Below are 8,387 nucleotides of genomic sequence, written 5' to 3' on the forward strand. Positions count from 1 at the left end.
GGAAGGCGATCAGCCTTCCTGATGCTCGCTGATGTACGAGACCGCGTCGCCGACCGTGGTGATCTTCTCGGCCGCGTCGTCGGGGATCTCGACGCCGAATTCTTCCTCGAACGCCATGACCAGCTCGACGATGTCGAGGCTGTCCGCACCGAGATCGTCGATGAAGCTCGCTTCGGGCTTCACTTCGCCGGCATCGACGCCCAGATGGTCGACGACGAGCGCGGCAACGCGCTGGGTGATCTCTTCCTGGTTGGCCATAGTCCCTGTTTTCCTTTGTCTGGGGCTCTGAATTCCGTGTGAACGCACCTAGAATGCCGTCGGTGCGGTTGCAAGGGGTCACGCCCCCGCGGCGCAAGCTTCACGCCTGCGAAAAATCGAAGCTCGCATATTGGGTGGTGCTGAGGAAGGCGAAATATTCGGCGAGCAGCTCGGCATTCTCGCGCGTCTGCTTCGCCTCGTCCGTCACCGAGGCCCGGACCAAGTCCTGGCTCTCGGCCGGTGTCAGCGGGCGATTCCGAGTCTCCTCGGGCAGCGCCTGGAAGCGATCCTCGAGTTCGGCCGCGTCGAATCCGCGCTCGCCAAGCACGCGCTGGGCGACCGGTAGGCCGAGCTTAGCCAGGGTGTAGATCCGCACCGCCTTAATCGCCGCTTCGGACCAATTATGTTCGAGACCGCACGCCGCCGCGCCGCTGGCGATACCGCCGCCGACCGCGGGATCGTAACTCGGCCGCTTGCCGCTCTCGGCCAGGTTGCGCGCGACATCAGCATGCAGCTTCGCCACGGTTTCCTTGCCGACCTTGCCCGCGACGCAGTCGATCGTCGCGAGATCGGCGGCATGAGCGGGCGCGGCGAAAAGCAGCAGGGCGAATGCGAGAATGCGCATGCTCAAAGCATCGCCATCCCGCCATTGACGTGCAGCGTCTGGCCGGTGACGTAGCCCGCTTCCTTGCTGGCGAGATACACGACCGCGGCGCCGATATCCTCGCCGGTGCCGAGATCGCCGGCAGGAATGCGGGTGAGCAAGGCGGTCTTCTGCGCCTCGGGCAGGACATCGGTCATCGCCGAGCGGATGAAGCCGGGGGCGACGCAGTTTACCGTGATATTGCGGCTGGCGAGCTCCTGCGCGAGCGCCTTGGACATGCCGACGAGCCCAGCCTTCGACGCGGCGTAATTGGCCTGGCCCGGGTTGCCCGTTGCGCCCACGACCGAGGTGATCGAGATCATCCGGCCGAAGCGGGCCTTCATCATCGGTTTGGCGGCGGCGCGCATCAGCCGGAACGCGGCCTCGAGGTTGACGCGGATCACCGTGTCCCATTCCTCGTCCTTCATCCGCATCGCGAGATTGTCGCGCGTGACGCCGGCATTGTTGACGAGGATGTCGAGCTTGCCGAGCGCCTCGACCGCCTGCGGCACGAGCGCGTCGACTTGTGCCGCGTTGGAGAGGTTGGCGGGAAGCGCGACATGCTCGCCGCCGAGCTCGGCACGAAAGGCCTCGAGCTTGTCCGCGTTCGAGCCCGAAACGGCCAGGCGTGCGCCCTGCGCGGCGAGGCCCTTGGCAATCGCCGAACCGATCCCGCCCGAAGCGCCGGTAACGAGGGCGGTCATGCCTGTGAGGTCGAACATTGAGGTCTCCAAAGAGTAAGAAGAAGTTAGAGGTTCGCGCGGAGGCGCGGAGGCGCGGAGGAGGTATGATTGTTGACCAGCCGCCGGATGCCCTCTTTGAGCGTCTCGCCGCCGAAGTTGATAAGCAGCCCTACGGGCTGCCCAGTAAGCCGCAGATATGTCAGCAATTGCTTTGCGTGCACGCCTGCCAACCTGTCGACTGATTTAATCTCGACGAGCAATCGCTCGTCTACAAGCAGGTCGATCCGAAATGCCGCTTCGAAACGAAGCCCCTCGAATTCGACGTCGATCGCGCGCTGGCGCGCGACTTCATAACCCATCTGAACAAGTCGAGCGGCGAGGATCATCTCATAGACGCTTTCAAGCAGGCCGGGACCAAGGTCGCGATGCAGCCGCATCGCAACATCTACCACGTCACCGCTGATCCGATCGATATCCCGCAACCTGCCTCTGCGCCTCCGCGCCTCTGCGCGAACCTCTTATCTTCTTCCTACAGCGTTTTCGCCAGCGCTTCGATGTCGTCCATCGTGACCAGGCTGGTGACGGTGGCGTCGGGGGCGATGCGTTTGACCATGCTAGCGAGGACCTTGCCGCCGAATTCGACGAACTCGGTCACCCCCGCCGCCTGCATCGCCAGCACCGACTCGCGCCAGCGGACCATTCCGGTGACCTGCTCGACCAGCAAGGTGCGGATCGTGGCGGGATCGGCGACCGGCGCGGCGGTGACGTTGGCGTAGACCGGCACGAGCGGCGACTGAATCGCGACCGCGGCGAGCGCGGCTTCCATCACGTCGGCGGCGGGCTGCATCAGCGGGCAGTGGAACGGCGCCGAGACCGGCAACAGCACCGCGCGCTTGGCGCCCATCTCCTTGGCGAGGGGCAGCGCGCGCTCGATCGCGTCGCGGTGGCCCGAGATGACGACCTGCGTGGGATCGTTGTCATTGGCGACGGTACAGACCTGCCCCTGCGCCGCGGCGTCGGCGATCGCCTGCGCCTTGGCGAGATCGGCGCCGAGCAGCGCCGCCATTGCGCCGACGCCGACCGGCACCGCCGCCTGCATCGCGTCGCCGCGCTGGCGCAGCAGCCGTGCGGTGGTGGCGAGGTCGAACGCCTCCGCGGCGCAGAGTGCGCTGTACTCGCCGAGGCTGTGACCGGCGACGAAATCGGCCTTGTCCGCGAGGCGCACGCCGCCGTCCTTCTCCAGGACCCGCAGCACCGCGATGGCATTCGCCATGATCGCCGGCTGGGCATTGGCGGTGAGGGTCAGCTGGTCCTCCGGGCCTTCGGCCATGATCTTCGAAAGCTTCTGGCCGAGCGCCTCGTCGACTTCCTGGAAGACCTCGCGCGCATGCGGGCTCGCGGCGGCGAGCGCGGTGCCCATGCCGACGGCCTGGCTCCCCTGCCCGGGGAAGATGAATGCGCGCATATGCCTCTCCTAGTTCAGGCGGCGCGGGTTAGAACCGTTGCGGGGGCGGGGCAAGTGCGCGGGCGCGGCGTTGAAAGAAGGGTTCATGCGAAGGCGCGAAGAAAAGAAGGTGGTTCGCGCAGAGGCGCAGAGGACGCAGAGGGGGTAGGATGCCGCGCAGCGGCTGGAACTCCCCTCTTGTGTTTGCGGCCGCTAAGCGGCGAAGCCTGACTCGGACTGCTGCCTTCTTCTCTGCGTCCTCTGCGCCTCTGCGCGAACTCGATTTCTTCTGCCTTGGAGATTGCACTGAGCGAGCCCTCCCCCGCGAGTCCAAAGAGGGAGGGAGAAGATGAACGGCGCTTTCGCCACTGCGACAAATGGTGACCATTTCGCCGTGCCGCCGGGACAGGGCTGCGACAACCGGCTCCTAGATAGGGATCAACGCCAAGCACGGCGCGAACAAGAGGAGTTGGTCATGAAGAAGTTCATTCTCGGTCTGGTCGCCGCTTCGATCGCCGCTACCCCGGCGATGGCCGCCGCGCCGCAGCAGCATCGCGGCTATGATGCCCCCCGCTATCAGGTTCAGCGCGACGACCATCGCGGTTATGGCTACCAGAATGGCGGCTATCAGTATCGTAGCTGGCAGCGCGGCCAGCGATTCGACAGCCGCTATGCCCGCAACTACCGGCAGATCGACTATCGCCAGTATCGCGGGCTTCGGGCACCCCCGCGCGGCTATCGCTACGTCCAGTCGGGCAACGACGCGGTGCTGGTCGCGATCACCAGCGGGATCATCGGGGCGGTGTTCGCCAACATGATCCGCTAAGCGCCGGTCATCGGCACAAAGACGGCGGGGCCTTCGGGCTCCGCCGTTTTCACGTCTCTTTTCGGGACTGGAGCGGAACGATCCCGCGCTCGCGCGTTAACGGTCATTAACCGTAACGAGCCGCGCGTGACCCACACCGATTCTCCTTTTCCGATCGTCCTTCGCGAGCGCCCGCGGCGCGCCTGGCTGCTTGCCGTCCCCGCCTTTCTGCTCGTCGCCGGCGGAGTCCCGGTCCTCGGCATCGCACAGGCATCGCGGCAGCAGTCCGCCCCGGTCCCCGTCGTCGCATCCGACGCGGCATCGCTGCCCCAGATTGTCGACCGTCCGGCGACGATCACGCTCGGCGCGCTGATCGAGGAGCAGCGGCGCGCCCGTGCGCAGCAGCGCGCGATCGCGACGGGGGAACAGATTGCGGCGGAGCTGCCGCCCGGCGAGACCTGGCAGGCGCAGTTCGGCGCGTTCAGCAATGCCGATGCCGCCGAACGCCAGCGTGCGCAGCTGGTCTCGGTCGGCATGCCGGTGGTGGTCCGCCGCGACGGCGCGCTGCACCGGCTGCAGAGCCTCCCCGCGCAGCGCGAGGAGACCGAGGGGCTTTGTGCGCGGGCGCAGAGCGGCGGGATCGATTGCTTCGTGCGGCAGACGGCGGACAAAATCTGAGCCCCCGCTTCTGCTTACGCAGGAGCGCGGTCGAGGCACCTTACCGCTTGCATTTCCTTCGCTTTGCCCGCATAGGCCGCGCCAGCCGGGTGGAGACGCGTCTCCGCCCCGCCTGCTTTGAGACGACAGCCGGAGGGGCGCCGCACATGGGGTGCGCGTCAGCGATCGGCCAACAGTGAGAAGAAACACATGGCTCTTTACGAGCACGTGTTCCTTGCGCGCCAGGATCTGGCACAGGCGCAAGTGGACGCACTGGCGGAAGCCGCCACCAAGATCGTCGAGGACAATCAGGGCAAGGTCGTCAAGACCGAGACCTGGGGCCTTCGTTCGCTCGCCTATCGCATCGCCAAGAACCGCAAGGCGCATTACGTGATGCTCGAGATCGACGCCCCCGCCGGTGTCGTCGCCGAGCTCGAGCGCCAGACGCAGATCAACGAAGACGTGATCCGCTACATGACCGTCAAGGTCGACGAGCTGGAGCAGGGTCCGACCGTGATGATGCGCAAGGGTCAGGATCGCGAGCGCGGCCGCGGCCGTCGTGACCGCGACGAGGCCGGCAACACCGGTTTCGGCGGCGAATAAGGAGCATATAGATCATGGCACGCCCATTTTTCCGTCGCCGCAAGAGCTGCCCCTTCTCCGCGAAGGACGCGCCCCGGATCGACTATAAGGATGTCCGTCTGCTCCAGGGCTTCGTGTCCGAGCGCGGCAAGATCGTCCCCTCGCGCATCACCTCGGTGAGCGCGAAGAAGCAGCGCGAGCTGGCCCAGGCCATCAAGCGCGCGCGTCACCTGGGCCTGCTGCCCTACATCGTCAAGTAAGGAGCAGAGCACATGGAAGTCATCCTGCTTGAACGCGTCGAGAAGCTCGGCGCCATCGGCGACGTGGTGAAGGTCAAGGACGGGTTCGCCCGCAACTTCCTTCTCCCCAACAAGAAGGCGCTGCGTTCGAACGCAGCCAACCGCAAGGTCTTCGAGGCCAATCGCGCGCGCATCGAGGCCGAGAACGCCTCGCGTCGCAGCGACGCCGAGAAGGAAGCCGGCAATTTCAACGACGTGTCGGTCACGCTGATCCGCCAGGCGTCGAACACCGGCCAGCTCTACGGTTCGGTCGCGGTGCGCGACCTGGTCGAGGCGATCACCGCCGACGGCCACAAGGTGACCAAGAGCCAGGTCGTGCTCGACCGTCCGATCAAGTCGATCGGCGTATACGAGGTCAAGGTCGCGCTGCACCCCGAGGTGTCGGTGACCGTCAAGGTCAACGTCGCCCGTTCGCCCGAAGAGGCCGAGATGCAGTCGCAGGGCGTCGACGTCATGGCGTCGATGTTCGAGCGCGACGAGGCCGGCTTCATCGAGGATTACGATCCCAACGCCGAGCCGGGCGCGACCGCCGAAGTGCAGTCGGCACCCGTCGAAGGCGAGAATGCTGAGGGCTGAGCCTTCGCTTTCGTCAGGAAAATGGGCCGTCCCGGATTATCCGGGGCGGCCTTTTTCTTTGTCGAGACAGTAATAGTCAAAGAAAAAGCTCGCCGCACAAGGTGCGACGAGCCGAAGTGGGGGTTCGGGGGCTTTTATCCGCGCACTGTTACGGGCACGAAACGCAGGCGCCGATCATCGCGGCTAGCGGGATCAAGGCGAGGACTAATGGAAGCATCTTGTTCATCGGACTTAGCCTTGTGAGACTATTCGAGATCAAAACGAGCCGTGGCGAACATGGTTGCAGCAAATTGAACGTGATATTCGTATGGCGTTCATTTGGGCTGGGCCGGCGATCGCCGCGATGGGTCTCCCCTGTCCTTTGCCCGGCAAGGCACCACTAGGCCGGTCGGACACGGCCCGTTCCGGTTAACCCCGGAGTTCCCCAAGAGATCGTCCGCGACTTAGGATAGACCCATGATGACCGGCGGCATGCGGCGCGCGTGCCGGCGATCGGGGAGTGTCGCATGCGTATCGCATATCTTGCCGCAGCGGCGCTTGCCGCCGGCGCCGCCCTGCCGGCGCTCGCCGCGGATTCAACGCCGCGGGCACGGTCGATCGAAGCGCAGGTGCTCGAGCGGATCAACGAGGCCCGGCAGCACCCGCGCGACTATGCCGAGGAGCTGCGCCGCTATCGCCGCCATTTCGATGGCGACATCCTGTTTCTCCCTGGCGACCGCAACGGCGTCTACACCCGCGAGGGCGTATCGGCGGTCGACGAGGCGATCGCCTTTCTCGAGCGCCAGGTGCCGCTGCCGCCGCTCGGTCGCGGCGAACTGCTCGCGCTGGCGGCACAGGATCATGCCGAGGACCAAGGCGAGGCCGGCGACACCGGGCACCGATCGCGCGACGGCGCCGGGCCGGGAGAGCGCGTCCGGCGGCGCGGCGGCGACATCTATGTGGGCGAGAGCATCTCGTATGGCATGGCGGACGCCGATGCCGTGGTCCGCCAGTTGATCGTCGACGACGGCGTGCCGGGCCGCGGCCACCGCGCCCTGCTCTTCCAGGACCGCTACCGCTTCGCCGGGATCGGCTGCGGCGCGCATCGGCGCTACGGCCATGTCTGCGTGGTCGATTTGAGTGGGACTAGGGACGGCGCGCCAATATTGCCGGATGGAGCGCCGATGCGCGGAATAGCGCAGCGATAAGGTCAACATTTCGGCCAATCGCGGTGCCCGATACGTCCCGCTCTCGCCTCTGCCGAGACGAGATATTGCCCAACTGGCGGGAATTCTGTTCAGCGCAGATTCCAGTTGACGGGGTCTTGCAAGATTTTACCTTTGCCGACGCGGTTATTCGGACCGCGGCAAAGGAGAGAGCGAATGAAATCGGCAATACTCTTTGCGTTAACTGCGTCGATCGTGGCCGCAAGCACCCCGGCACAAGCTCAAACCACGGAAAATGATTTGCAGGAATGCTTTCGGTTGTGCGCCGAGCAATATCCTGACAGTCCGGCGTTACGGGCCGGATGCCGACAAAATAATTGCATTCGCGACAGGGGACGGCAGAATTTGCACACGGCAGCCCCTCGGGACTTTTTGCTGATCAGCAACCGATTTAGCAGCACGAAATTTCGCAGGAGCTGAGGCGATATGGCAAAGCGGTACCCGCTTGCTGCCAATCGCAACGACGTCTCGTCGGTGATCCTCCACTCCCTCCCCCGTCAGTCCGGGGGAGGATTTCGCATCACTTCCGCCCGAACAATTTCTCGATGTCGCCGTGCGCGAGCTTCACCCAAGTGGGGCGGCCGTGATTGCACTGGCCGGAATGCGGGGTGACTTCCATCTCGCGGAGCAGCGCGTTCATCTCGGCGACCGAGAGGATCCGCCCGGCGCGGACCGAGCCGTGGCAGGCCATGGTCGCGGCGACATGGTCGAGACGCTCCCTGAGTGACAGCGCCTCGTCGAAGCTGGCGAGCTCGTCGGCGAGATCGGTGACGAGGCCGTGGACGTCGCCCTGCCCCAGCGCCGCGGGGGTCGCGCGGACGAGGATCGCACGGGGGCCGAAGCGCTCGAGCTCGAGCCCGAACTGGCCGAGCTCTTCGATCCGCGCCTCGAGCCGGTCGCAGCCGGGCTCGTCCAGTTCGACGACTTCGGGAAGGAGCAGTGCCTGGCTGGCGACGCCGCCGCCCTGCATCGCGCGGCGCATGCGCTCGAGAACGAGGCGCTCATGCGCGGCGTGCTGGTCGACGAGGACGAGCCCGTCCTCCGCCTCTGCGACGATATAGGTCTTGGCGACCTGTCCGCGCGCGACGCCGAGCGGGTGGTCGACCGTCTGCGGGACCGGGGCGTGGGCGGGTTCGGCGCGGGCTTGCGGCGGCGGCATGAAGAAGGTCGGGCGATCGCGCACGCCCACGCCGGAGTAAAGCTTCAGCCCCTCCCCTTCAGGGGAGGGGTAAGGG

The 8,387-nt window shown here is 65.8% G+C and carries 12 protein-coding genes; 6 read left to right on the top strand and 6 right to left on the bottom strand.

All coding sequences use genetic code 11. The features are described 5' to 3' along the window. Nucleotides 1-9: 9 nt before the first annotated feature. The 5 genes from AC3WJI_RS18060 to fabD form a co-directional block, all read right to left on the bottom strand. Nucleotides 10-258: an acyl carrier protein gene (locus tag AC3WJI_RS18060; RefSeq protein ID WP_056612581.1), complete on the bottom strand. Its 249-nt coding sequence runs from the start codon at nucleotides 256-258 to the stop codon at nucleotides 10-12. 100 nt (nucleotides 259-358) lie between these two features. Continuing rightward, nucleotides 359-883, bottom strand: coding sequence for a hypothetical protein (locus AC3WJI_RS18065; protein ID WP_492758678.1), 525 nt, complete (start codon nucleotides 881-883; stop codon nucleotides 359-361). 2 nt (nucleotides 884-885) lie between these two features. Then, complete coding sequence (gene fabG, locus AC3WJI_RS18070) at nucleotides 886-1,623, bottom strand: 3-oxoacyl-[acyl-carrier-protein] reductase (protein ID WP_492758679.1); 738 nt, start codon at nucleotides 1,621-1,623, stop codon at nucleotides 886-888. Between the two features lie 26 nt (nucleotides 1,624-1,649). Beyond that, nucleotides 1,650-2,021, bottom strand: coding sequence for a GxxExxY protein (locus tag AC3WJI_RS18075; RefSeq protein WP_492758680.1), 372 nt, complete (start codon nucleotides 2,019-2,021; stop codon nucleotides 1,650-1,652). A gap of 92 nt (nucleotides 2,022-2,113) precedes the next feature. After that, entirely contained in the window at nucleotides 2,114-3,049 is a 936-nt protein-coding gene (fabD, locus tag AC3WJI_RS18080; RefSeq protein ID WP_492758681.1) for an ACP S-malonyltransferase, read from the bottom strand. A 454-nt stretch (nucleotides 3,050-3,503) separates the two neighbouring features. On the opposite strand from fabD, the gene AC3WJI_RS18085 reads away from it, so the two are divergent. The 6 genes from AC3WJI_RS18085 to AC3WJI_RS18110 all read left to right on the top strand — a co-directional run bounded on the left by AC3WJI_RS18085 (nucleotide 3,504) and on the right by AC3WJI_RS18110 (nucleotide 7,134). After that, entirely contained in the window at nucleotides 3,504-3,854 is a 351-nt protein-coding gene (locus tag AC3WJI_RS18085; protein ID WP_492758682.1) for an RcnB family protein, read from the top strand. A 126-nt stretch (nucleotides 3,855-3,980) separates the two neighbouring features. Further along, the gene (locus tag AC3WJI_RS18090) at nucleotides 3,981-4,511 is read left to right on the top strand and encodes an SPOR domain-containing protein (protein WP_492758683.1); all 531 of its coding nucleotides are present in this window, start codon (nucleotides 3,981-3,983) and stop codon (nucleotides 4,509-4,511) included. Nucleotides 4,512-4,700: 189 nt separating this feature from the next. Beyond that, a complete protein-coding gene (gene rpsF / locus AC3WJI_RS18095; RefSeq protein ID WP_492758684.1) occupies nucleotides 4,701-5,093 on the top strand; it encodes a 30S ribosomal protein S6 in 393 nt (130 codons plus the stop codon). A 14-nt stretch (nucleotides 5,094-5,107) separates the two neighbouring features. After that, a complete protein-coding gene (gene rpsR / locus AC3WJI_RS18100) occupies nucleotides 5,108-5,332 on the top strand; it encodes a 30S ribosomal protein S18 (RefSeq protein ID WP_010543816.1) in 225 nt (74 codons plus the stop codon). Between the two features lie 12 nt (nucleotides 5,333-5,344). Further along, complete coding sequence (gene rplI, locus AC3WJI_RS18105; RefSeq protein WP_492758685.1) at nucleotides 5,345-5,947, top strand: 50S ribosomal protein L9; 603 nt, start codon at nucleotides 5,345-5,347, stop codon at nucleotides 5,945-5,947. Between the two features lie 506 nt (nucleotides 5,948-6,453). After that, a complete protein-coding gene (locus AC3WJI_RS18110; protein WP_492758686.1) occupies nucleotides 6,454-7,134 on the top strand; it encodes a CAP domain-containing protein in 681 nt (226 codons plus the stop codon). Between the two features lie 538 nt (nucleotides 7,135-7,672). On the opposite strand, the gene AC3WJI_RS18115 is transcribed toward AC3WJI_RS18110, so the two are convergent. Further along, nucleotides 7,673-8,387 (bottom strand): DNA mismatch repair MutL family protein (locus AC3WJI_RS18115; protein WP_492758687.1); only part of this gene is annotated, 715 nt, incomplete at its 5' end.

The organism is Sphingomonas sp. FW306-1B-B10E, assembly GCF_058782005.1.

Excerpts from the sequence above, each read along its gene's own strand:
- AC3WJI_RS18075 (WP_492758680.1), bottom strand. The coding sequence starts at position 2,021 with ATGCGGCTGCATCGCGACCTTGGTCCCGGCCTGCTTGAAAGCGTCTAT.
- AC3WJI_RS18085 (WP_492758682.1), top strand. The coding sequence starts at position 3,504 with ATGAAGAAGTTCATTCTCGGTCTGGTCGCCGCTTCGATCGCCGCTACC.
- AC3WJI_RS18060 (WP_056612581.1), bottom strand. The coding sequence starts at position 258 with ATGGCCAACCAGGAAGAGATCACCCAGCGCGTTGCCGCGCTCGTCGTC.
- rpsR (WP_010543816.1), top strand. The coding sequence starts at position 5,108 with ATGGCACGCCCATTTTTCCGTCGCCGCAAGAGCTGCCCCTTCTCCGCG.
- rpsF (WP_492758684.1), top strand. The coding sequence starts at position 4,701 with ATGGCTCTTTACGAGCACGTGTTCCTTGCGCGCCAGGATCTGGCACAG.
- rplI (WP_492758685.1), top strand. The coding sequence starts at position 5,345 with ATGGAAGTCATCCTGCTTGAACGCGTCGAGAAGCTCGGCGCCATCGGC.
- AC3WJI_RS18110 (WP_492758686.1), top strand. The coding sequence starts at position 6,454 with ATGCGTATCGCATATCTTGCCGCAGCGGCGCTTGCCGCCGGCGCCGCC.
- fabD (WP_492758681.1), bottom strand. The coding sequence starts at position 3,049 with ATGCGCGCATTCATCTTCCCCGGGCAGGGGAGCCAGGCCGTCGGCATG.
- fabG (WP_492758679.1), bottom strand. The coding sequence starts at position 1,623 with ATGTTCGACCTCACAGGCATGACCGCCCTCGTTACCGGCGCTTCGGGC.
- AC3WJI_RS18065 (WP_492758678.1), bottom strand. The coding sequence starts at position 883 with ATGCGCATTCTCGCATTCGCCCTGCTGCTTTTCGCCGCGCCCGCTCAT.